Below are 23930 nucleotides of genomic sequence, written 5' to 3'. Positions count from 1 at the left end.
AACCAAGCCATCGGACCTGAGGCGGCGGCCGAGCGCCCCGGGGAGGTAATGCATACGACATGTCGCACGGGTCAGGGGATCGGATTCCCCTATGCATTTGTCGGAGGCATTTCAGAGGAGCGAAGGGCAGGCAGGGCCTGGGTCCGCCCTATCGCGCCAAGCGCCGCACGCACAGTCACGTCAGTGGAGGGTCTCGCCCCCGCCCTGAGGCCCCGGCATCGCCCCAACTACCAGCGCATCTACCAGCGGGAACTCCAGCACGATCTCCTCGGCCTCATCGGCCACGAACAGTACCGCCTTGAGCAACTCCGGATCTCCGTCGGCCCCCTGAAGCAGTTGAAGGGCCAGCCCCTTGGCGGCATCCCGGGCGGCCTCCAAGTCCGCCAGCTCGCTGCCCTCAGGGTCCACCACGACACCGTCGCCTAAGTGGGTGCGGAAGAAGTAGCGCGGCATCCGCCCTCGGTTCCTCGAGACGATGGCAGCAGGCGTAGCGCGAAGCCGGTCAGCGCAGCCGTGCTCACGGTGACCAGCTTGAGGGCGGAGAGGGTGAGGCGCAGCGGCCCCGGAGCCGCTCGCCTGTTGTCGTTGGCCGCCCGGCAGTTCGGACCGCGCGATCGAAATTGCACTTCCGAAAGCGGGCGCCGGTATCCGGTCCGTCTCGATCCACTCCGATCGCCTGCGCACATCTTCTGGCCCTCCGGTCGGCGGCCGCATGCTCGCGCCACGACGACAAAGCGCATCGGGCAGGAAGGCTCCCGCGCCATGCCGTTCGTCGCAGGAAAATGCCCTGGGGCGGCCCCGCGGAAAGGAGCGGGCGCCGCTTCGATGGGGACAGGCGCCGTAGCGGGCCCGGGGCGTTTCCCGAAGAACCCACGGCAGCGGGACCTTCCGCGCTGCAACAGGCCGCCGCAGCGTCAGGGAGCAGGAGCGGGCGAGGCCTCTGCGGTTTCGCATCGGAACGCCTCGGCCACGGTCTGCCCTTCCTCGGTGTCGATCCCATCGGTCCAGGTCAGGCAGTTGTTCCATTCGGAGAGTTCCGGGATCGTCTCGTCGAGCTTGAGAGCAATCACCTCGTCGTTGGCGCTCTCCACCGTGCCTCGGAGTCCGGACGGCACGCGGGCATGCGGGAAGCGGTCTATCTCAAACGTCAGCACTACTCTGTCGCCGACCTGAGGCATTTGGGCGTGGGGATAGGTCATCTCGAGCTTCTCCGGAGACGGCATGCGGGCGGTCAGAAAGTCAGCGAGAACGCCGGCTGCGACTGGGGCCTGTACGCGTCGGCAGCCGACGCTTCAGGCCGGAGGCGGTCGGCAAGATCGCGGAAGATCTCCTGGAGGCCCAGCGGCGTCCGCCACGCACCGTAGCAGGCGAAGCGTTCCCGAGCCCGGGGGTCGTCGGGCAGGGTCGCGACGACGTCCTCCAGATCGGCCGCGAGCATTTCCGCGGCGATCCGGCGAAGTTCGTCGGGGAGAAGGTCGTGGTCGCAGGCTGTCGTCGCGGCTGCATCCTCAAGAGCGGCGATGCGCTCGGGGGCCACGGACGCGGCAGGCGGCAGGAAGCGCTCCAGCGGGTTCGCGAACGCTGCTGCGACGGATGCGGGATCGCAACCTCTCCAGCCTTCGGCCGCAGCGCGCAGGGCGGGTGCGGTGTCGAGGATCAGATCCTCCCGGTCGAGGCGACCGTCCCGAAGGCGTAGGCCCGCGCGCGCTTCGCGCAGCTGCGGGATCAGATCCGCCGCCTCGTCGCTTCCCAGATGGCGCAGCACGGCGCACCCGACGAGATCGGCCAGGACTTCGGCCAAGTGCGTGCGCCATGCGGCCGTTGGACCGTCGTCCTCGGGCAGGTTGGAGCTTTCGGGGAGCAGTGTGGGGGCGATCGCAAGGCCGATCTGCCGTGCGGCGACGAACCGGCGCGCGTCCTCCGCCCTGAGTTGTGCGACGGGCCAGACGCGGCGGGGTACGCCGACGAGATCGCGGGTCGCATCCCATCCTCCCGAGAAGGGCGAGTAGGGCACGACCCATGCGACGCTCGTGGCCGCGCCCATCGCGGCAAGCGGCCGATGCACCTCGGGAACGACGCCGGCGGCGAAATTGCTGGACAGCGCCTCGACCGCACCGAGATCCGCCGTCCCGGCCGCCCCGAGCATCGCGTCGATCCGGTCGCAGGTCCATTCGGCCGCGGCCACCGCGCGCACGTCCAGAACGACGAGGTCCGGCTCGACGCCGCAGATCTCTCTCACCGCGGCTAGGGCGTCGACGACGACCGGATCGCCGATCGCCTTGCTCCAGCGGAACGATGCTCCCTCGGCGGGGGATACGACGCCCACGCCTTCGCCCTGCAGCGAAGCTGCAAGCAGCGCTCCGGCGATCTCGGACGTACCGCCGACCGAAATCCTCGCGGACCGTGTCCCCCGCCTCGACGCCATGGAGCGCTCCTCACATACCCAGGGCAGGGGAAAGGTGTTGCTCCAGCGGTCCGGCCACGGGGACGGCGGCCATCACGACGGGAACGCTGTAGACCTCGTTGCGGCGGAAGTTCCCGGCGCCCTGGAGGTCCACCTCCTCGATCCGTACGAAGCCGATCCCCGCCGCCATCTCGGCCAGAAGGGGGTCCGTCGTGAAGCGGACGTCCTGCCCATCGGAGCGCCGCAGGCACGGACCGTCGTCGCCCACGTCCAACGATACGAACCGCTGCGGCATGGAAGGAATGGAACTCGTCAGCAGCACCGCAGCTCGACCGTCGTCGCTGATGCTCAGCATCGCGTCGCCGCCATACAGAACCTCGTTGTCGGCGCGGCGGTCCCAGTGGGGCTTGTTGTGCGCGCTCATCCTTCGCTCTCCGAACTACTGCGAAGAGGATGCCGACGGCCCTTGCAAGACGCAAAATATGGAACCACGGACAGCTGTTCCAGGCATCGCGGCGCACGACGGCGGCGCCTGCCCAACCGAACCCGGTGCCGCAGGACGAGACGGACGGAACCGGCCACGCGAGAGGCCGGTCCCGTCCCCGATGGCGCCCCTCAGACGCCGCCGGCTTCGACGATCCGACGCACGTGCCTGACGAAGCCCAGTCCTCTGTCCACGAGGCGTGCGTCCACGGCCTCGTCGAGCCCGGCAGGAACGGGCAGCCCGGAGCGTCCGGATATCGCGTCCGCCGCGAGCGCGACGGCCTGCCAAGCGTAGATCTCCGCACCGCCGTGATGCCACGCCCACGCCTCAAGCATGTCGGCGACCTCCCGCGACCTGAGATGAGTGCGGCCTTCCAAGCCCCGCCGTACGGTCCGGACGACGACCCGATGATGAAGCGCGAAGGGAAAGGCCACCCGGTCGAACGTCATGTTCGCTGCGAGGAGTGCGTCGACGGCCCGTGCCTTCACGTCCGCGACCGCGCTTCTTTCCGCCACCGTCCAGATCCGCCCGATCGTGGAAAGGGACGGGCCACGCGTCGCGAGGGATGCGCCCGTATGCATGTCTGCCTGCGGTCCGAGGTTCATCGCGGAGCGTCTGCGGCCGGGTCTGGGCCCGGCCGCAGCCTTTCCCGTCAGTATTCGACGAAGATCTTCTTCGAACCCCAGAACCGGCCGCGCCAGTCGCGGCCCGAGATGTAGACGGCGTCCGAGCGCGCGCCTGGCGTTTGCGAAGGCAGCGCGTCGACGGCACGGAAGACCACGTTGTCGGTACAGAACCCGGGACGCTTGGAGATGCAGTCGAGCACCTCCTTGGGGGGATTGCCGTAGATGAAGGACAGCGGCCCTCCGCCGAACCACCCGAAGTCGAGATTCAGCGAAGAGGTCGGAAAAATGAAATCGTATGACGAGCTCGATTTGTACATCGACGAATAATTGACGGACCCATCGGACCATTGGCCGCCATCCCACTGATTGTAAGGCGGCGCGCAGAAGGAAACGGATTTCCCCTTGGTGTTGCCGATGACGTAGGAATCGTCGGTCTCGGTTATGACGAATTCGTTGTTCGGGCTGAACCGTCCCGTGCAGGGACGCAGATGATCGTCGACGCGGTTCTCAAGCGCGTACGCGATGGTCTTGACGCCGCCGCACCGGTTAGAGATGGCGACCTCTCCGCTCCAGCTTCCGTTGGCGATCGGCGTCCCGCAGAGGCCGTATCCCTCGGCGCACAGCCCGACGCCCGGCGGCAGATCCCCTTTGACGTCGATCCTGACGTCCTGACCGATGTACCACTGCCATCTGTAGGGCGTACGGAAGCCGAGAGCCGGAGCGGGTTCCGCGTAGACGGTGGCGGGAACCCCTGGGGTGCAGGTACTGGTCGGCTCGACCGTGATCTTGAATTTGTCGGAGTAGGCGATACGGCCCTGATCGTCCGTAGCCCTGATCACGACGTCGTTCCACACGCCGGTCTGCGTCGCCGTCGCCTCGTATCGGAGGGATGCGGATCCGCCATCGTCGACGGCGACGACCGGCTCGACAGGATTTGCGCCGGGCGGCCCTCCGACGACGTCGAAGGAGATCCATTTCCTGGCGCTCTTCGCCGTGGCGAAGAGAATGTATTGACCGCCCTGACCTGCTGTCACACCGCCGACCGCACCGACGATGCGAAGTCCGTCGGGCGCCACGACCTCGACGGTGAAGGGGGGAGACGCAAGCGTGCGGCCGACGGCGTCCCGTGCGGTGAGACGGATGTCTCGATAGAAACCGGCCGAACCCGGGGGAGGCGTCGCGATGGCCGTCTTGGTGAAGGTGCGGCCGTCCACCTTCAACGTCTCGTCGGCAAGCACCATCCACGAAGGAGCGCCGGTCAAGCCGATCGCGATGGCGCCCTCGCCGCCGTAGACGGCGACGGAACCGGACGTCTCCTCGCTCTCCGGGATCCGGCCGAACGGCGGAACCGCACCGAAGAAGGAGAGGACCGATGCGTCCCGGACCACGATGTCGAACGGTTGGGAGATGATCGGGGGGTGGACGGGGTGTCGGGCGACGACCTGGATGTCCTTGTAGACCTGCTCGACGGGCGGAGGGAGCTTGACCTCCGGCTCCGGCGGCTTCTCGACGGGCGGTACCGCGACCTTGGGTTCGGGATCGGCAGGCCCCGGAGCCGCGGGGCAGGTGAACATCACGTTGCGGACGATGTACTGGTTTGGAAGCTTGGCCGCGTGCGCGGCCTTGATCTTGTCGGACGCTTGGCCGGACCTCTGATCGCCGAGGGTGGTCAGATAGCGCATCGTCGCGGGCGCCGACAGCGTGGAGTCGACGGTTCCGCGCGTGTCGACGATGCCGGGGCAGAACGTGGCCTCTCGTTCCAGGTAGCACCCTTCCCCGATGCAGTTGCCCTTCGGCACCATGTACTCGCCGCAGGGCGTCATTTCACGGGTGCTGCACGAGTAGAGGGCCGGCCCCAGCACGCGCGCCTGGGAGACGGGTACGGCGCCCGCGATTTCCAGAAGGAACGACGTGGCGGCGAGAAGGAGCGGGCGCTTCATCTTTGACGCTCTGCAAGATTGCCTTGGACAAGGAGTTCGTGCGGACCGTGCGGCGAGGCCGGCCCGGGGCGGGTCATTCCAGCATCGGGGGCATGATGATCGGTCCGCCCGGTCCGCCACCGTCCGATCCGCCGCCGCCCGGATCACCACCCGACGCGGGCTCGTTCGGGATGCCGATCCCTGGCTGGTCGCTCACGCTCCCGACCGGTGGAGGCACGGCTTCCATGGTGCGTTGATCGTAGTAGCCGATGAACTGGTAGCCGGCCCACTCGCTCATGAAGTCGTCGAAGCCGAAGACGACGGAGGGCCCAGGCCACTTCAGCCACGACGGAGCGTTCACGAAGGCGAAGGTCACCTCCGAGGGATCGCCGACGGCAGGACCCACACGCTCTTCGGGACCGGCCCCCCAGGGCCAGCCGATCGTGCCGTTGGGCTGGACGTACAGCCTGAAGATCTCGGCCACGGCCCTGGAAGCTTGGTTCGCCGGGATTGGTCCCCATGTCGGCCAGGGTCCGGCCGTGAACCTCATCTGGCAGTAGGGGCCTCGGCAGAACCCGTCTCCGGTCGGCGCTCTCGCGCTTTCCACCGTGATCGAGACGGGCGTGGCCTGGGCCGTGGCGCCGTTTGAATCCTGCACCTGCATGACGATGCCCGACCACGTCCCGACGCTGCCGGACGTCCCGCTGACGATGCCCCGGTAGTCGACCTGCAGCCCAGGCGGCAGCATTCCCGAAGCGAGAGTGACCCGGTAGGGCGGGAAGCCGCCGGCGGGCGTCCAGGTCATCGCGAGGTAGTCGCCGACGTCGACGGTCTTGTCGGCGGGCGATGTCAGGCTGAGCGGGGTCACGGGCTTGTGGACCGTCGTCGAGAACTGCCACGTCGCGGTGGAAGGATAGTCGTCGCGGATCGAGACGGACTGGTCGACGTATCGGCCGGCCGTCGCGACCTGTCCGAAGATCCGGACCCCGCGCCCGGAGACCGAAACGGAGAGCCCCGGCGGCAGCTTCGATGCCGTCAGGCCGATGGGCTCCCATCCATCCAAGGCGGTGGCGAGCACGTCGACCGCGTCTCCGACGGTCAGGTTCGCCGGGAAGATGCCCGACAGACCCACGGGTTTGCGGAAGTCCAGATCGAATGGCGCACTGTCGGCGACGGCGCCCGACGAGTCGGTCACGCGGATGCGGATGTTGCGGACGAGGGCGCTCGGTACCGCCTTGTAGACCATCCGCTCCTCGATCGGGTTGAACCCGACCTGAAGCCGACTGAAGAGGCCGCTTTGGTCGACCGTCAGAGCGCTCCGCTTCAGATCGGCATCGCCTGCTCGGGCGTCCGAGCACCACCACTGCTTCGGGTCGCAGATCATGGGCATGTTCCCGATGCCGGGCGAGAGCGAGAACGCGTACGGCGGCGTCCCCCCGGAGGCCTTGAAGACGCGAATGACCGCCTCGTCGTAATCGTCCGACCTGCCGTCAGCGGCGCCTTTGAGGATGCGCGTGGGCGGGTTGCCGCCGACGACGGCCACCGTCAGCGGATCGGCCGGTCGATTGTCCGGATCGACCACCTTGAGCGAGTAGAGGGGACTGGCGGCCCCCCGGAACCAGCCGCCGGCCCAGTCCGCGGAGAACTGCAGCTGCTCGTAGGTGCCCGCCGCGCCGGTGGCTCTGCCCGAGACGAGCCCCGTCGCCGCGTCGAGCACCAAGCCCTCGGGCAGGACGCCCGCGAGCTTCCTGAAGGCGTAGGGCCCCTTGCCGCCCAACTTGCGCAGGTCGACCGAGTAGGGCTGCCCGCGCGTGGCGTCGGGCAGGAGCGACTGCCACTCAAAGGGATCGACCACGGAAATCGGGCCGGACTCGACCTCCTTCACGCGTCCGTCCGCATCGCGGATGGAGGTGCGGACGGAGGCGTAGGTCCCGACGGTGGTCGGCGTCCAGTAGACGGCCCCGTAGCCGCTGGGAGTTGCGGTGGCGGGATGTCCCGGCCAGCCGTACCACCACTCGCCAGGGGCGACAGGGCAGCCCCACCACCCGCCGCTGCACTCGCTGGAGGCCTTCAGCCCATCGAGGAGCCCGGGCGGGAACTGCGCGTCGCTGCCGACGGGCGCGTACGTGACCGCCCACGGGCTCTTGCCGCCGGGGGCGACGCTGGCGTTGCCGTTGTACCAGTAGTTGGTGACCGCCACGCCCCTGACGTAGACGGGATCGAGCGGTCCCGAGAGCCTGAGCTCGGGACCGATCTGCCAGGAGATCGTGCCCTTCGGGGTTCCGCGCCCTTCCGCGTCGATGATCGCGTAACCCATGCTCCACGGCACGGACCAGCCGTTGGATGCGGCGTAGCGACCGGTCAGGCGGAGGTTCTCGTCGTCGAGGACGAGGCCGGGCGGGATCACGCTTCCCTCGTCGACCATGATGAGGGTGTAGGGCGGCGTCCCGCCGCGGACCGGCAAGGAAAGGTCGCCGCTGTCGCCCACGACGCCTTGGACGTCGATCCAGGTCTCGGTGAGTTCCAGGGGCGCGTCGACCTTGATGGTCTGATCCGTGGTCTCGGCGGACTGCCCGCCGGCGTCGGCGACCTTGACGCGGAAAGTGAAGGAACCGGCCGTCGTGGGAATGCCCGCCACCGTACCCTGGCCGGTCAGGATGAGGCCGTCGGGCAGCCCCCCCGAGCTGATGGAGTAGACGTAGGGCTGCGTACCGCCGAGGCCGAAGTAGCGGCTGTAGAAGGACTCTCCGACCGTCCCCGCGATGGTCGAGAAGACGCCGATCGAGAGGGGTTCCGCTCCGTCGCGGACGTCGAGGGTGAACGTCTCCGTCGTGGCCGTGGCCCCCACGGCGTCGGTCACGGTCACCGCGTAGCTGAAGATGCCCGGCGCCGTGGGGGATCCCGTGATGCGGCCGTCGGGCGAGAGGCTCAGGCCCGACGGCAGGGTCCCCGACGTCAGCGTGAAGACGTAGGGCCCGGCACCGCCCGACGCTGCGAATGTCGCCGCATAGGGGCTCCCGACCCGCCCCGACGTGGAGGGAATGCCGGAGACGGCGAGCGGGCCCTCCACCGCGATCGAGAAGGCCGACGAGGAGGCGCGGCGCCCGTCCACGTCGGTGACCAGGACGTAGATGTTGCGCACCGTCGTCGCCGCCGTCGGCGTGCCCGAAATCGTTCCGGTCGACGATGAAAGCGCGAGGCCGTCCGGCAGACTGCCGAGCAGCGAATGGAAGTAGGGCGGGTGTCCGCCCGAGGGCGTGAACCGCGCCGCGTATGGCGACCCGACCGACGCGGTGGTCGCCGGCGATCCGGTGATCGTCAGCGGTTGATAGGTCGTCAGCGTGAAGATCGGGCTAACGCCCGTGCGCCCTTCGGGATCGGTCGCCGAGAACGAGATGCCCGAGAGCGAGACGGCCTCGGTCGGACTGCCCGAGATCCTGCCGCTCGCAGGGTCGAGCGAGATGCCGGCCGGAAGCGCGCCGCTGGCGAGCGAGAACACGAGAGGCGAGCGGCCTCCGCCGGCCCGCAGTTGTGAGGAGTAGGCTTGGCCGACCACGCCGTCGCCGACCCAGGCGGCCTCGACCGAGACCCCGTCCCTGATGTCGATGGCGATCTCGTCGATGTCCGCGCTGCGGCCGTTGGAATCGGTCGCCGTGACGACGATGCCGCCGTAGACGCCGGACAGGGTCGGGATGCCGGAGATCGCCCCGGAGAATCGGTCGACGCTGCTTGAGGAGACGATGCGCAGGCCGGGCGGCAGCTTGTCCATGACCCACTTGCTGCCGAAGCCGCAGCCCCATTGCGGGCCCGAGCAGCGCAGGGCGACCTCGAACGGGGATCCGACCGTCCCGGACGGGATGGTCTCGATCCAGGCCTTGATCGGATCCCAGACGCTGATGGTCCAGTCGCCGGCGGCGACGCGCCCGTCCGCGTCGGTGACGACGATGGTGCGCCCGTCGAAGTCGCCGCGCTCGGAGGGCGTGCCCGAAATCCTGCCCGTCGCCGCGTCGATCGCGATCCCGCCCGGGAGGGGCTTGGTCGCGCTCGCGGAGAAGGCGTAGGGGCCGCGGCCGCCGGCGGCCTCGAACACGTACTCCTTGAAGATCCCGAAATCCCAGTTCCGCGGCAGGTCGCCGACGAGGCGCAGCCTGGACACAACCGCGAGACCGTATTGCGGAGAGAGGGCCGTGATGCCTGCGGCGTCCGTCGCCTGGATGCGGAAGGCGTAGCTGCCGATCGAGCTCGGGCGACCGTCGAGCACGCCGCTCGTCGCGAGCGTGAGGCCGGGCGGCAGGGCGCCTCCGACGATCGCGAAGGTGTACGGCCCGGTTCCGCCGGAGGCCGAGAACGCCGCCTCGTAGGGCTCGTCGACGACCACGGACGGTGCGGGGGCGCCGACCACCGCGAGACCGCCGGTCACTGTGAGGACGAACGGATCCGCGGAGGCCGTGCGGCCGTCGGCGTCGCGGACCGAGACCACGAGGCCGCCGGAGGAGCCCGCGACGGTCGGAATGCCTGAGATGCGGCCGGAGGCGGGGTCGAGGACGAGGCCGTCCGGCAGCGTGGCGGAAACCGAGAAGACGTAGGGGGCACGGCCGCCAGCGGCTCCGAACTGCGCACCGTAGGCTTCCCCGACGACCGCGGCCGTGGCCGGCTTGCCCGAGATGCCGAGCGGGTCATGGACGGTTACCGAAAAGGCTGGCGACCTGGCCGTCCGCCCATCCGCATCAACCGCCTCGACCGTCAGGCCGGTCGTCGTGCCGGGGCTCGACGGGACACCCGCCAGACGTCCCGAATCCGACAGCGAGATCCCGGCAGGCAGCGCGCCTCCCGCAACGGCGAAGCGGTGAGGCCGGCTGCCGCCGTCCGACCGGAACTCGAAGGCATAGGCGTCGCCGACCGTGACGCGCTCCGGCGGGAGGCCGGAGATGGTCAGGGGATCGGATACGGCGATCCGGAACGGTTCCGAGTAGGCCGTGCGTCCGTCCCCATCGACGGCGCGGACCTGGATCCCCGCGCGTGTCTCGACGGCCGACGGCGTTCCCGACAGCACGCCGTCGGCGCCGATCGACAGGCCTGCGGGCAAAGTGCCGACGCCCGGTCCGAAGACGTAGGGCGCGCGGCCCCCGGAGGCCGTGAAGGTCGAGGCGTAGGCTTTGCCGACCGTAGCGGTCAGGACGGGAATGCCGGAGACGTGCAGTTCACGCCCGACCTTGATGGAGAAGATCCCGGACAGGCCGGTCCGGCCGGCCGCGTCCCTTGCCCGGACCCGCAGGCCGTCGAAGGTGCCGGTCGAGGACGGTGTCCCGGAAACCGCGCCCTCCTCGGTCATGGAGAGCCCGTCCGGCAGGGCTCCGTCCGCGACGGTCCACGCGTAGGGCGCGGCGCCGCCCTCGGCCGAGAACGACGCCGAGTAGGTTTGCCCGAGGGTGGCGAAGGCCTGCGGCTCGCCGGATACCCGGACGGGCGAGGCGATCGCGAGCGTGAACGGGCCTGCCGCGGCGGTCCGGCCATCGAGGTCGCGGGCGACGACCGAGAGGCCGGACGAGGTTCCCGCCGCCCCTGGGCTACCCGAGATCGCCCCGGTCGAGGGCGAGATCGAGAGACCGGCCGGCAGGCGTCCGGAGACGCTCCAGGCGAAGGGACTGCGCCCGCCCGTCGCCGCGAAGGAAGCTGCATAGGGCTCGTCCACCGTGCCGGAAGACGGCATGTCGCCGTTCACGACCAATTTGTCGAAGACGGCGATCGCGACCGGCTCCCGATGGGCGACGCGCCCGTCCACATCCGTGGCCCTGATGGAGAGACCTGCGAAGGTGCCGGCCAGGACGGGGGTTCCGGCGATGGCGCCGCCGGTTCCGAGCGAGAGGCCGGGCGGCAGATCGCCTGCCCCGAGAGAGAACGCGTAGGGAGCCCGTCCGCCCGTCGCCGAGAACATCGCCCGGTACTCCTGCCCGACCGTGGCGTCGGGCGCGGAGCCCAGGGCGACGAGCGGCGAGGCCACGGAAACGGAGAAGGGATCGGACACCGCCGAGCGGCCGTCGGCATCCACGGCGCGGACCTGCAGACCACCGTAGGAACCGACCTGGGACGGGGTGCCGCCCACCGCTCCGGAGGCGGCGTCGATGGCGAGTCCGGGGGGCAGGCTCCCGATTGCGGTCCAGGCGTAGGGCTCGCGCCCGCCGACCGCGGCGAACGATGCTGCGTAGGGCTCCCCGAGGGTCGCCCAGGACGCCGGCGCGCCGGACACCGCGACGGTCGCCTGTACGGTCATCTCGAAGGCCGGCGTCAGGACGTAGCGGTTGTCCAGGTCCACGACCTGGACGACGAGGTTCGGATAGACCCCCGCCGTCGACGGGCGGCCGGTCAGGCGGCCGGTGTCGCGGTCGAGCACGAGCCCAGGCGGGAGCACCCCCTGCTGGACGTAGTGGAGGTACGGACCCCGACCGCCCGAGGCGGCGAAGGTGGCGTCGTATGGGTTGCCGACGGCGGTCCGGACGCCGGCGCAGGGCGGGCAGGTCGTCGCGAGCGGCGCGTAGTCGACGCTGATGCTCTGGGTGGCCGTGGTGGCGACGTAGGCGGTCGGCTTCGTCGAGTCCACGGCGCGGATCGAGAAGGTGCTCGTGCCGCGCGCCGACGGGGTGCCGGTGATCGCCCCGGTAGCCGTGTCGAGGATCACGCCGTCGGGAAGGGAGCCGCTGTAGATCGAGAACACGACCGGCTTCGCGCCGCCCTTGGCCGTGACCGTCGCGGCGTAGGGCTGTCCGATCGTCGCCGAGAGGGGGACGTTGGGCGTGATCGAGAGCGGCCGGCCGGAGATCGTGATGGTGTAGGCGTTCGACGTGGCGGTGGCCCCGTTCCGGTCGGTGACCCGTACCTTGACGTTCGGGTAGGATCCCGAGACCGGAGGGGTGCCGGCGATGTCGCCGGTGGCGGGATCGAACTTGGTGCCGGTCGGGGCGCCGCCGGAGATCAGCTCGTAGGTGTAGGGCGAGACGCCGCCGGTGCCGCGGAAGCTGGCGAGATACGGGTCGTCCACGCGTCCGAGCGGAACGTTGGCCGACATGGCGACGGGCGTGGTCGACTGCGCGGCCTGCGTGGGCACGCGGAATACCGCCGTCGCAGCGGCCGCGGGCTGCGGCGGCAGAGCGACGAGAGCGCAGAGAAGGAACGCGGTCGCGCGACGGAACATGGACGTACCCCAGGCCATGCCGCCAGCTTAGAAAGCTTGGCCGTGCGGTACAAGGTCGTTCCTTCCGGACCCGGCCGGGGAGGACGTCAGCGGGACGGCGGGAGAACCTGAACCCGGAAAGGAATGGAGGTGGCGCTCCGCCCCTTCGCGTCAACGACCCGGATCATCACGCCGTCGAAGATCCCGAACGCATCGGGTTCGGCACGAAGGATGGCCCGCGACACGCCCGGAGCGATCTGGCCGACCTCGGCCACGGTCAGCCACGCCGGCGCATTGAGGAACTCGACCTGGACGTCGTCGCCGCCGCCGACCTCGATGGAGGCGGTGGCGTGTCCCCCGACCTGGAGGTTCGAGCCGAAGCTCGGCACGCCGCGCATGAAGTAGAGGGAGCCGGCGAAGGCTGGAGCGGCGGCCGCCGCCGCCATGGCGAAGAGAGCGGAGCGAAGGAACGATCGTCGCGACATGGGGAACCCTCGGATGAACGAAGGAACAATGGAACGGCGCGAGCATGCCCACAAGGCTCGATTGACCTTTTCGCCGACCGCTCCGACCCTTGGGAGCGCAAGGAACACCCGATGATACGCCTCGCACTCTCCGCTCTGAGCCTCGCTCTCGCGGCGGCGGCCGTGCCGCCGGCCTCGGCTGCGCCGACCGATTGCCCGGACAAATTCGTCGGCGGCGCCGCACCGGACGTCGTCAACCCGAAACTGCTTCCGCGTACGCAGCCGCTCTGCTTCTCCGCATTCGCGATCCTCCATTCGGGGGCGGTCAGAACCTCCCTCTGGTCCGCCGAGCATCTGACCCGGGAAGGCGTGCGGCGGGCCCGCGAGACGAGCCGCGTCAACACCTTCCATGCGGATCCTCGGCTGCCCGCTGCCGACAGATCGGAACTCGCCGACTACGCGAGGTCCGGCTACGACCGCGGACACCTCGCTCCGAGCGGGGACATGCCCGACCCTGCCGCCCAGGAGGAAAGCTTCAGCCTCGCCAACATGATCCCGCAGGATCCCAGCCTGAACCGCGGCTTGTGGGAAGGCATCGAGAGCGCCGTCCGGAACATGGCGTCGCGCAACGGCGAGCTCTACGTCGTCACCGGACCGATCTATCGCGGCAGCGAGGTCAAGGCGCTCCGGGGCCGCGTGCTCGTCCCCACCCACGTCTTCAAGGCCGTGTACGATCCGCGCACGGGGCGCTCGGGCGCCTATCTCGTCGCGAACGCGGCCGGGACGGACTGGAAGGGCGTCGCCATCACCGAACTCGCCGCTCTTTCCGGCATCGACGTCTTCCCCGCCCTGCCGGCGTCGGCGAAGAACGCGGCCATGAAGCTTCCCGACCCCACGTCCCACGGCTTCGACCGAGGCGTCGCCCAGAGGAACGGGGAGAGCATCCTCGGGAGAACGGCCGAATGGCTGGCCAGAAAGGTGATCCGGTCATGGTAGACGAGCGCAGGTTCACGTCTTTCGCCGACGGCGAGACGTCGTTGGAACTCCACGGCCTGACGTTCGAGAACGGGACCGACGCTCTCGCGGTCTACGGGAACGGCGTCTTCACGCGCGACGCCGCCGGCCGCGCGGCGCTCGCAGCCGTCGTCGACGTGCTGCGCAGGGCCGTCGCGGCACTCGACGAAGCGGGGCCGGCCGCGCAGGCCCTCCCGGACGGCGATGGTCGCGGGGACGGCGCGACGAGCGTCGCGAATCCCTTCGGCTAGGAGCATCGCTCCTTCCGGGCGCCCACGCGGCAGTGCATGGAAGTCACATGTCCTTCCCGCAGGCGCCGACGCCGGAAGGTATCGTTAAGTCCGACTTCCGATGTGCCCGCGTTGCGTCACCTTCGGGGTTCCACGGCATGCGCCGTTCGGATAACAGCCAACGATGGAGCGCCCGTCACAAGAGCGCCTCCGCCGTCAGCTCTGTCCGCGGATCCCCATGCGCGCGTTCGTCATAGACGACTCGAGAGTCAACCGCCTCACGCTGTCCACGGTCATCGCGCGGATCGAGGGCGCGAGAGTCGAGGAGTTCGACAATCCGGTCGAGGCTCTGGAGAAGCTCTGCGCCGATCCGCCGGACATCGTCATCGTCGACCAGATGATGGAACGCATGAGCGGGATCGACTTCATCCGGAAGGCGAGGTCCATACCGGCCCTCGACACCCTCCCCATCGTCATGGCGACCTCAAGCGAGCGGAAGGAGGTCCGCAGGGAGGCGCTCGATGCGGGTGCCACGGACTTCATCGCCAAGCCGGTCGACATGATCGAGTTCAAGGCGCGCGTCCGCAATCTGATGACGCTCCGCCAAGCCAGCAGCCCGCGCAGCGGGATGGCCGGGCTCGCGGAACTCCTCGCGGAGGCCTTCTCCGAACAGGGGCGCCGAAGCAACCAGTCCGCCATGCGGGACCCGTCCGAGCGGCGCGTCGCGGCCTACGCCGCCGTGATGCTCCAGGATCTCGGCATTCCGGACCTCAGCCGTCGCATCCTGCAGGTGGCGACGACCTTCGACGCCTTGGCCTCCGGCTCCCAGGGGCGGGGCGCCATGACGCTGGACGAGGCCCGCGCGCGGGTGGTGGCAGAGGCCGGAGAGCGACTCGACCGGAGCGCCGTGGACACGTTCCTCAGGACCTGGGACCTCATCGAGCAGATCTACGATTCGTCGGCGTCCAGCAGAGATCTATAGGGCGGCCGGAGCGATGGAGACGAAGGCCGCGAAGGCCGGTCGAGGCCGCGGCCTTCTCACCTACGGCAAAGGCATCCTCGCGTTCGCGGCGGGCACGCTCATCGTGGTCTGGGCCGCGCTGGCCTGGATCTCCGACCGCGAGATCGAGAACGATACGGACACCGCCCTCAGCCAAGCAACGAACCTCAGCCGCTTCTACGCCGATTCGATATCGCGCTCGTTCGGAGGCGCGGACCAGTTCATTCAGCGCGTGCGGTGGATGGACCGGCAGCCGGGCTTCGATCTCGCCGCCTGGGCGCGGAGCAGCGACTTCGATCCCACGTCGGGCGAGGTGTCCAACATCATCATCGTGGATACCGACGGCCGGGTCATGCAGGCGACGAGCGGCAAGGGGCCGTTCGGCTTCGATCTCCGCGGAACGCCTCATTACGAAGCGTTCAAGGCCGACCCCACGGATCGGATCATCGTCAGCCAGCCGGAGTACGGGCGCATCACGGGCAGGAACGTGGTCAAGCTCTCGCGACCCGTCCGCAACCCGGACGGATCGTTCGGAGGAATGGTCACGGCGTCCCTCCTGCCGGAGACCCTGACCAAGGTGTTCGGGACCGTGGACCTGGGACCGCGCGGAAGCGCGATGGTCACCGGCACCGAGGGCCGGATCCTGGCCCGAACCCCCCATACGGGCATCGGCGTCTCGGTCAGCACCTACCTGACGGAAGGGCCGGCCGAGTCGAGCTGCAGGACGATCGACAGCAAGGTCGACGGGGTCCGCCGTCATTTCTGCTTCTCGGCGGTGAACGGGATGCCTCTCGTCGTCGGCGTGGGCATGGGCGTCGACGACGTCCTGGCGCAATCCTCCTCCACCCGGGGGAACTATCTCATCGGCGCGATCGTCCTCAGCGCCGCCATCGTCGCGGCGGCGCTGCTGATCGCCCGCGACAACCGGCGCCGGGTCGCTGCCGCGGAAGCCGTCGAGCGCGGCAACGTCGAGCTCCAGGCCAAGTCCGAGCTCCTGGAGGCCACCCTGGAGGGCGTGGGACAGGGCGTGGCTCTCTTCGACGTCGACGGCAGGCTCGTCCACGCCAACCGGCTGGCAGCCGGCTGGCTCGGCTACGCGACGCCCGGAAGCGCTACAGGACAGACGATCGAGGAGATCCTGCAGGCCCAGATCGCCGCGGGCGCCTTCGCGGAGGACGAGGACGCCGAGACCCTCTACGCGCGGATGCTGGCGCAATGCGGAACGCCGGGCGCGGCGCCGCTCACCTGCATCATGCGGATGGCGGACGGCACCTGCCTCGAGGTCAAGACCATCTCGGCCCCCCGCGGCCGCACGGTCCGTGTCTACAGCGACGTGACGGACAGCCTGAAGGCCAAGGCGGCCCTGGAGGAGAAGACTCTCTTCCTGGAGACGGTCCTGGAGAACACGGGCGAGGGCATCCTCGTGTTCGATCGGGACCATCGGCTCCGCCTCGTCAACGGCAAGGCCGCGGCTCTGGCCCGGGTGCCGCCCGAGTCGGTCGTCGGCCTGCGCATCGCCGATTTCGTCGCCATGACGCTGGAGGACACCGCAGGCGACACCTCGCGGTCCCGCACGGAGGCGATCCTCGACCGCTTCCTTGGCGGGAGGCAGATCAGCGCCGGCGTGCGGCGCCACGATCTCGGACGCGACCTCGTTCTGGAGATCCGGACCAATCCCCTCGGCGACGGAGGCTGGGTCATGGTCACCACGGATGTGACCACGGCCCACCGCAACGCCGCGGCCCTCGAAGCCTCGGAGGCCGTGCTGAAGGAGAAGTCCGCCGCCCTGGAGATAACGCTCGACGCCATTGACCAAGGCATCCTCACCGTGGCGTCCGACGGCCGCGTTGCGGTCGCGAACAGACGCCTCCCCGAGTTGATGGGCGTCCTGCCCGAGACCCTCGCGCCCGGCAGGCACTTCGGCGACGCGGTCCGCGAGAGGTTCGCCGCAGGCTACGATGGCCAGACGTCCGACGTCCACGGGAAGATCGAGTCGTACGGGCGCCTCATCGCGAACTGGCCCGCCGACCTCCCGCCGCCGGTGCGCGTTTCGCGCGGTCCCGACGGCCGCGAGATCGAGACCGTCACCCGCCCGCTCTCGGGCGGCGGGATCGTCCTGACGGCCCGCGACGTCACCCGCCAGCGCGCTGCGGAAAGCGCGCTGGAGGCAGCCAAGGAGGCGGCGGAAGCGGGCAACCGCGCGAAGTCCACCTTCGTCGCGACGATGAGCCACGAGATCCGCACCCCGCTCAACGGCGTGATCGGCATGGCCGAGGTCCTTTCCCGCACGGATCTCGACGACCGCCAGCGCGAGTGCCTCGCCACAATCCGGGAGTGCGGCGACGCGCTCCTCTCGATCGTCTCGGACATCCTCGACTTCTCCAAACTCGAGGCGGGACGCACAGAGTTCGTCCAGCGTCCCTTCGACGTGGAGAGCGGCGCAAAAAGCGTCCTGGACATCGTGGGCGCCACCGCGGCCGGCCGCAGGGTCTCGGTGATTCTCGACGTCCACCCCGACGTTCCGCCCCGGGTCCTGACCGACGGCTCCCGCGTGAGGCAGGTTCTGCTCAATCTCGTCGGCAACGCGGTCAAGTTCACGGGTGCGGGCGGAGACGTGGTCATCCGCCTCAGCTTGGTGGATCGCGGCTCCCGCAGCATGCTCCGCTGGGACGTCGAGGATACCGGGAGGACTATCGCCCCGGAGAAGACCCCGCTCCTCTTCTGCGAGTTCTCCCAGCTCGACAACGGCTTCATCGCCGGGCAGGGAGGAACCGGCCTTGGTCTCGCCATCTCGAAGCGTATCGTCGAGGGCCTCGGCGGTTCGATCGGGTACGTGATCACGTCCGCAGGGACGAACGTCTTCTGGTTCGAGATCCCGTGCGTGCCCACCCGCTCCGCCGAGATCGGTCACGACGGAGCGACCCATAGGGAGCGCAACGTACCGCTGCGGATCCTTCTGGTGGAGGACAACAAGATCAACCTCGACGTCGCCACGGCATTCCTTGAGGCCGCCGGCCACGCCGTGCAGATCGCGCAGGACGGCCGCTCCGCACTCGAGTTGGCACGGACGGTCCACCCCGACGTGGTCCTGATGGACGTGCAGTTGCCGGTCATGGACGGTCCGGACGTCGCCAGAGCCATCCGGCGTTCCCAGGGCCGAACCGCGCAGCTGCCGATCGTCGCGATAACCGCCGACGCCTCGGAGACGACTAAGGCCATCTGTCTCGACGCCGGCATGGACGCGTTCCTCACGAAGCCGTTCTCGGCGGACGGCCTGCTCGGGGTCATTTCCTCGGTCGCGTGGCGCAGACGCATCGCCCGTCGCGAACCCGTCAAGATCGACCGCGCGCGGACCGACGAGCTTCGATCCGCCATCGGCACCGGCACGCTCCTCGAACTCGCGGACGAGTTCGAGTCGGAGGGGACCGCCTGCACCCGAAGACTGGCCGAAGGTCTTGCGGGCGAGGACGCCGTCAGGCTCCTGCACAACCTGAAGGGAGCGGCGAAGACGCTCGGCATGCTGAACGTCGTCGCCATGCTGGACCGGATGGAGACCGACGCGGCGGAAGGAAGACGGGTCGGGACCGGCGACCTTCCCGACGCCCTCGACGTCGCCCTGCAATGCCTGAGGACGATCTACCGGGACGCCCCGCGGGAAAGGGTCGCCTAAGATGGCCTCTCCCGATTCGGCCGCGGCGGCGCCTCCCGCGGATCCGCTGACCCGGACGGCACGCGCCGAATTCGAGAGTATCCGCTCCGGACGCCTGCTGCCGACGTGGAAGCTGTTCGCGGGGTTCGCGGGTCTGGTGATCGGCCTCGCCTGGACCTGGGTCGGCTACGTGTCGACGCGAGACTACACGCGCAGCATCGAGAACGCCCAGAAGTCCGCGGACAATCTCTCCCTCGCCTTCGCTCAGCAGGTCGCGCTCAGGGTCGAGCTCGTCGACCGCATCCTCCAGGAGGTCGCGTCCCGGCTGCGCGAGGACCCGCGGATCGATCTCGGCGCTTGGTCGCTCGCGAATCCAGCCGCGATGGAACGCATCGGCGACATCGTCGTCGTCGACGCCTCGGGCGAGACCGCCCGATCAGTCGCCGGACAGGGTCCTCGCCGACCGACCCCCGAGGAGCTGGAACTCCTCCGGGCGACGACGACGCGGGATGCGCGCGAGCTCGTCGTAAACCGGCGCTCCGTGGACCGCGCCACCGGCCGGGACATCGTACGCATCGCGCGCCCGGTAGGCGGCCAGGGAAACCAGGACCGCGGCATCGTCGTCACGGCGGTCGATGCGGACACGTTCCTGGGGCACGGAAGCCGGATCGACGTCGGGATCAAGGGAGTCGTCTCGATCTCCACGGCGGACGGCAGCCTCGCCGCACGCCTTCCTTCTCCGCGCCTGTCGCAGAACCTGCCCGCCGAGACGTGGCTCGCTTCCAGGCGCACCCTCCCGGCCGCAGCCGGGCGTTGCGCGATCGGACGTAGCAGCCTCGACGGGATCCCACGCATCGTCTGCGTCCACGAGGTGCCGAACGCTCCCCTCGTGGCGACGGTCGGCCTCGCCATGGACGAGACGTCGGCCGACTACGCCGCCGCCCGACGCAACTACTACGTCTGGGCCTTTTTCTTCTCTCTCGGAGCGGCCGCCTTCCCTCTGAACTTCTTCTTCCGCGAGAAGAAGATGGAGAGGTTCGCCAGGGCGCTGGCCGACAGCGAAGGACATCTGCGCGAGCAGGGCATGGCTTTGACCACGACGCTCGACTCGGTCGCGGAAGGAATCGCCCTGTTTGGTCCCGACGATCGGCTCAAGCTGCTCAACAGGCGCGGCTACGAGCTTCTCGCCATTCCCCGCATCGCGGAGACCGAGCAGTGGCCTCTGACCCGGATCCTGGAATGGCAGATCGAGCAGGGCCATTTCGAGGAGTTCCCTCCCGGTACGCCCGTGCAGCATCTGATAGACGAGCAGTACGGCGGACTGGGCCTCAAACATTCTCTGCCCGTCCTCACGCGGCAGCGCGCCGACGGTTGCGTCCTGGAGATCAGAACCTACCCGTCGAAGGACGGAGGCACCACCCGGACCTTCACCGACGTGACGGAGCGGGAGCGCACGGCACGGGCGCTTGAGGCGGCCAAGGAAGCCGCGGAGGCCGGCAACCGCGCCAAGACCGAGTTCGTGGCGACCATGAGCCACGAGATCCGCACGCCGCTCAACGGCGTCCTGGGCATGGCCAATCTACTTTCCGACAGCCACCTCGACGATCGTCAGCGCCACTACGTCGGTACGATCCGGCGCTGCGGCGACGCCCTTCTGTCGATCGTCGACGACGTCCTGGACTTCTCGAAGCTGGAAGCCGGCCGCGTCGACCTGGAGCACATCCCGTTCGAGACCGGCGAAGTCGCACGCTCGGTCGCCGACATTCTCGAGGTGAAGGCGGCCGAGAAGGGCCTCTCCGTCATGTATGCGGAAGGTGACGGGTTTCCCGAACGGTCCTGCGGCGATCCGAACCGCCTCCGCCAGGTCCTGTGGAACCTCGTCGGCAACGCCATCAAGTTCACGGACGAGGGGTGGATCTCGATCGAGGCGAGCTTGGTGCAGGGACCGCACGGCCCGCGCCTGCGCTACAGCGTGTCGGATACGGGGATCGGCATCCCCGAGGAGGCGCGACATCGCCTGTTCCGCCAATTCGAACAGACCGATCCTTCGGTCTCGCGGCGGTTCGGCGGGACCGGCCTGGGCCTCGCCATCGTACGCCGGATCGTCGAGGCGTTCGGCGGCGAGATCGGAGTGGTCTCGCAGCCCGGAGAGGGCAGTACGTTCTGGTTCGAGATCCCGCATGTCGAACCTTCGGCGTGCGATCCCACGGCTGTACGGGACGAGGACGTGCTGCCTGCGGGAAGGCGGATCCTCGTCGTCGAGGACAACGGCATCAACCAGGAGGTCGCCCACGCTCTGCTGACCAAACTCGGCCACGACGTCGTTCTTGCGTCGGGCGGGGCCGAGGCCATCGAACGGGTCCGCGAGGGGCGCTTCGACCTGGTCCTGATGGACCTCAACATGCCGCTGATGGACGGCTACGAAACCGCCCGCGCGATCCGCCAGATCGCGGGCGAGAACCTTGCCGTGCCGATCATCGCGACCACTGCCGATGCATCCCTCAGGGCGCGCGAGCGCTGCCTGTCGGCCGGAATGCAGGGCTTCGTGTCCAAGCCGTTCGACATCGCGCGCCTCAAGGCGGCGCTCTCCGGCGAGGCGACGTCGGCGGTACGGCCGCAAACCCGAGCGGACGGCCCGCTGGTCGACGAGACCCGCGTCTCCGAGCTCCTGGACCAGCTCGGGCCACAGATTCTGGTCCGCCTCGCGGAGGAGTTCGTCGTCGAGGCGGAAGCGCTGCCGACGGAGATGAGGGGCGGCGGCGAGGCGATGACGAGGTCGGTGCACAACCTGCGCGGCTCGGCCGCCAACCTGGGCCTGCTCAGGATCGTCGCCCTCTGCGACGTTCTCAGGGCGAGCGCCGAGGCGGGGGACGACACGGCGGAGGTCCTGGCGGCGATGCTCGCGGCTGCGCTCCAGTCGGCCGAGGTCCTGAAGGCATCCGCCCTGGCGGGCGCTGCCTGAGGACGCCCGGCTCGGGACCGGCCGGCGCGGGCGATCCGGACGTTCAGGCCGCGACCGAGGTGGCCTCGACGGTCGGCAAGGCGGCCAGGAGATCGAGCTGCATCTGAGGCTTCTCGGCAGCCGTCGGCAGGGCATGCTTGTAGTGATAGCGACGCATCTTCATGCGTCCGTTCCCCAACTCCTCGATCGTGTAATGCTTCAGTCCTCCGGCCTTCACCATGTCTTCGAAGGCTTGACGGCAATCCTTGCGGAACTGGGATCGCTTGGCGTTGGTGTCGCCCTCTCCGAACAGATCGTAGGAGATCAACGAAGCGAGCATGGTCTCGTCGATGTAGACATGCGTCGGGTTGGAGTCGATGAACGGCCAGAAGCTCTTCGCGTACTCGCTCTTGAGCGAGAACTGGACCTCGGCGTTCAGCGAAACCAAGGCTCTGGTGCGGAAGGCGGTCATGACCGTCCGTCCCCACCGGACCTTGACCTTGCTGTCCAGCTTGATCCCGTCCCATTCGACGCCGTCGATGACGCCCGTGATCTGACCGCGGCCATGCGGCACCCGGCCGGCGCCGAGCCTGCGCATGACCTCGTCGGGGTCGCCGTCGTAGATCGTCATCGTGATGCTTCGGAGCTCTTCCATCACGTTGACCAACGTCATGATGTTGTTCGCGTGCTGCGTCTTGCCCATCGTGATCAGCAGATCCCGCCAGGACAGAACGCTCTCGACCACGTCGATGTGGGTGGGTATGCCGTCGATCGTTCCGTTGTCGGGAGCCAGCGGGTTGCGGACCCGGCCGTTGGCGAGCTTACTCTTCAGGCGGAACAGAGCGTAGATCATGTCGCGGTGGACAGACCCGAGTTCTCCGCCCTTCACGAGCACGACCGAATGTCCGGGCACGTGGAAGATGCGCTCGATGTTGGCGTTGACGGTCCCATACCGCCGAGGCGCGAAGGCCGACGTGCGGGTCAGTCGCGCAGGCACAGCGGAGGGATCCTTGCGACCGCGCCGGTTGAGCCTCGTCCGCTTGTCGCGAGCGAGCCGCTTCTCCTCGGCCTCGGTCAGCTTCCGATTGACGTCCAGCTGGTTCTGCATGGTCCCTCCGGCGGCAGGAGAAGACACCGACTCGGGTTGCGACCTCAAGTGTCGGGAATCGCGGCCCCACGAAATGTGGCGGATACCCTCCAGAATGGCCGCGACATGCCGCTGTGGATTTGTGGACAACCTGCCGCTACCGGTGGAAGACCAGCCCCACGACCGGGAACCGCGGCCCCAGGATCCGGAAGCGCAGCCCCATGAACCGGAGCGTCGGCCCCACGAGCGCCTCATAAGCCACTGGAATCGTTGAACCCGTTTCGTAGACTCTTGAATCGACAAAGAATCGACGAATAGTCGACAACGTTATCCACAGATTGCCCTCCAATTCGGAGCCCTGAGACGGAGGTCGCAAGGCTGCCGGAGGAGTCGGCGGATCTCAGCCTCCATCGGAAATGACTGTCGGAACAGGCGCTTGAGCCGGAACCGCAGCCCCACGAATCTCCGGGACGACCTCGGAGAGGTTCGGGAAAGCCGACCCTGAGCCACTCGAAAACCCCAGCGAACTCAGCGGCTTGGGACGGAACCGCAGCCCCACGAAGCCTCGCGAAGCGGTCGTCTCGCGCCTGCCGGACCTCGTAACGGCACCGATACCGGCGCGGGCGTGGTCTCGCATGAAGGCTGACAGCTGCCACGGGAACCCGCCATCCGGTTCGGGAACAGCGGCCCCACGATCGGGCGACCGGCGGAACCTCGCCAGTGGATAGCCTGGATCTAGCCGGAACCGGGATAAGTTCGGCCTGTTGCTGGACTCGCCGAAGGGAATCGGAAATCGAGGGACCAGGGACCGGATCCGATGCATCGTCCGCGGATGGACCGCGCGGAAACGGGAATTGCTCCCCCAGGAACGGGATGCAGGACCGGGACCGCACGCGGTGCCGTTGGCGCGATCCGTCGGGTCGATACGGCCGATTGCCGGGCAT

At 68.8% G+C, this 23930-nt stretch carries 14 protein-coding genes; 5 read left to right on the top strand and 9 right to left on the bottom strand.

Annotation, left to right across the window (positions count from 1 at the left end):
- Positions 1 to 180 precede the first annotated feature (180 nt).
- The 8 genes from MFF56_RS06305 to MFF56_RS06270 form a co-directional block, all read right to left on the bottom strand.
- Positions 181 to 453: a DUF6894 family protein gene (locus MFF56_RS06305; RefSeq protein WP_238229757.1), complete on the bottom strand. Its 273-nt coding sequence runs from the start codon at positions 451 to 453 to the stop codon at positions 181 to 183.
- 461 nt (positions 454 to 914) lie between these two features.
- On the bottom strand, positions 915 to 1199 hold the full coding sequence (locus MFF56_RS06300) for a hypothetical protein (protein ID WP_238229756.1): 285 nt from the start codon (positions 1197 to 1199) through the stop codon (positions 915 to 917).
- A gap of 32 nt (positions 1200 to 1231) precedes the next feature.
- Positions 1232 to 2425 carry a hypothetical protein gene (locus MFF56_RS06295; RefSeq protein ID WP_238229755.1) on the bottom strand — a complete coding sequence of 398 codons (1194 nt, stop codon included), beginning with the start codon at positions 2423 to 2425 and terminating at the stop codon, positions 1232 to 1234.
- A 10-nt stretch (positions 2426 to 2435) separates the two neighbouring features.
- Complete coding sequence (locus MFF56_RS06290) at positions 2436 to 2828, bottom strand: hypothetical protein (RefSeq protein ID WP_238229754.1); 393 nt, start codon at positions 2826 to 2828, stop codon at positions 2436 to 2438.
- Between the two features lie 191 nt (positions 2829 to 3019).
- A complete protein-coding gene (locus MFF56_RS06285) occupies positions 3020 to 3403 on the bottom strand; it encodes a hypothetical protein (RefSeq protein WP_238229753.1) in 384 nt (127 codons plus the stop codon).
- A gap of 137 nt (positions 3404 to 3540) precedes the next feature.
- Positions 3541 to 5454, bottom strand: a complete 1914-nt coding sequence (locus MFF56_RS06280) for a hypothetical protein (protein WP_238229752.1) — start codon at positions 5452 to 5454, stop codon at positions 3541 to 3543.
- A gap of 73 nt (positions 5455 to 5527) precedes the next feature.
- Entirely contained in the window at positions 5528 to 12535 is a 7008-nt protein-coding gene (locus tag MFF56_RS06275; protein WP_238229751.1) for an Ig domain-containing protein, read from the bottom strand.
- Positions 12536 to 12708: 173 nt separating this feature from the next.
- Positions 12709 to 13086 carry a hypothetical protein gene (locus MFF56_RS06270; protein ID WP_238229750.1) on the bottom strand — a complete coding sequence of 126 codons (378 nt, stop codon included), beginning with the start codon at positions 13084 to 13086 and terminating at the stop codon, positions 12709 to 12711.
- Between the two features lie 111 nt (positions 13087 to 13197).
- Here MFF56_RS06270 and MFF56_RS06265 point away from each other — a divergent pair, with 111 nt between their 5' ends.
- From MFF56_RS06265 to MFF56_RS32085, 5 genes are all read left to right on the top strand, one after another.
- On the top strand, positions 13198 to 14061 hold the full coding sequence (locus tag MFF56_RS06265) for a DNA/RNA non-specific endonuclease (RefSeq protein ID WP_238229749.1): 864 nt from the start codon (positions 13198 to 13200) through the stop codon (positions 14059 to 14061).
- A 41-nt stretch (positions 14062 to 14102) separates the two neighbouring features.
- Positions 14103 to 14330 carry a hypothetical protein gene (locus tag MFF56_RS06260; RefSeq protein WP_238229748.1) on the top strand — a complete coding sequence of 76 codons (228 nt, stop codon included), beginning with the start codon at positions 14103 to 14105 and terminating at the stop codon, positions 14328 to 14330.
- 217 nt (positions 14331 to 14547) lie between these two features.
- A complete protein-coding gene (locus MFF56_RS06255) occupies positions 14548 to 15291 on the top strand; it encodes a response regulator (protein ID WP_238229747.1) in 744 nt (247 codons plus the stop codon).
- A gap of 13 nt (positions 15292 to 15304) precedes the next feature.
- Positions 15305 to 18979 (top strand): PAS-domain containing protein, encoded by a 3675-nt coding sequence (locus MFF56_RS06250; protein ID WP_238229746.1) that lies wholly within the window; start codon positions 15305 to 15307, stop codon positions 18977 to 18979.
- A gap of 1 nt (position 18980) precedes the next feature.
- Positions 18981 to 21920: an ATP-binding protein gene (locus tag MFF56_RS32085; RefSeq protein WP_283207410.1), complete on the top strand. Its 2940-nt coding sequence runs from the start codon at positions 18981 to 18983 to the stop codon at positions 21918 to 21920.
- 43 nt (positions 21921 to 21963) lie between these two features.
- Here the strand turns inward: MFF56_RS32085 and MFF56_RS06240 are convergent, their stop codons facing one another.
- The gene (locus MFF56_RS06240; protein WP_238229745.1) at positions 21964 to 23007 is read right to left on the bottom strand and encodes a hypothetical protein; all 1044 of its coding nucleotides are present in this window, start codon (positions 23005 to 23007) and stop codon (positions 21964 to 21966) included.
- Positions 23008 to 23930: the final 923 nt, after the last annotated feature.

This window comes from Methylobacterium hispanicum (assembly GCF_022179285.1).
Taxonomy (GTDB): Bacteria; Pseudomonadota; Alphaproteobacteria; order Rhizobiales; family Beijerinckiaceae; genus Methylobacterium; species Methylobacterium hispanicum.
Note: the sequence above shows the minus strand (reverse complement) of the source record. Positions and strands in the feature narration are given on the sequence as shown.

Excerpts from the sequence above, each read along its gene's own strand:
- MFF56_RS06305 (WP_238229757.1), bottom strand. The coding sequence starts at position 453 with ATGCCGCGCTACTTCTTCCGCACCCACTTAGGCGACGGTGTCGTGGTG.
- MFF56_RS06300 (WP_238229756.1), bottom strand. The coding sequence starts at position 1,199 with ATGACCTATCCCCACGCCCAAATGCCTCAGGTCGGCGACAGAGTAGTG.
- MFF56_RS06295 (WP_238229755.1), bottom strand. The coding sequence starts at position 2,425 with ATGGCGTCGAGGCGGGGGACACGGTCCGCGAGGATTTCGGTCGGCGGT.
- MFF56_RS06290 (WP_238229754.1), bottom strand. The coding sequence starts at position 2,828 with ATGAGCGCGCACAACAAGCCCCACTGGGACCGCCGCGCCGACAACGAG.
- MFF56_RS06280 (WP_238229752.1), bottom strand. The coding sequence starts at position 5,454 with ATGAAGCGCCCGCTCCTTCTCGCCGCCACGTCGTTCCTTCTGGAAATC.
- MFF56_RS06270 (WP_238229750.1), bottom strand. The coding sequence starts at position 13,086 with ATGTCGCGACGATCGTTCCTTCGCTCCGCTCTCTTCGCCATGGCGGCG.
- MFF56_RS06265 (WP_238229749.1), top strand. The coding sequence starts at position 13,198 with ATGATACGCCTCGCACTCTCCGCTCTGAGCCTCGCTCTCGCGGCGGCG.
- MFF56_RS06255 (WP_238229747.1), top strand. The coding sequence starts at position 14,548 with ATGCGCGCGTTCGTCATAGACGACTCGAGAGTCAACCGCCTCACGCTG.
- MFF56_RS06250 (WP_238229746.1), top strand. The coding sequence starts at position 15,305 with ATGGAGACGAAGGCCGCGAAGGCCGGTCGAGGCCGCGGCCTTCTCACC.
- MFF56_RS32085 (WP_283207410.1), top strand. The coding sequence starts at position 18,981 with ATGGCCTCTCCCGATTCGGCCGCGGCGGCGCCTCCCGCGGATCCGCTG.
- MFF56_RS06240 (WP_238229745.1), bottom strand. The coding sequence starts at position 23,007 with ATGCAGAACCAGCTGGACGTCAATCGGAAGCTGACCGAGGCCGAGGAG.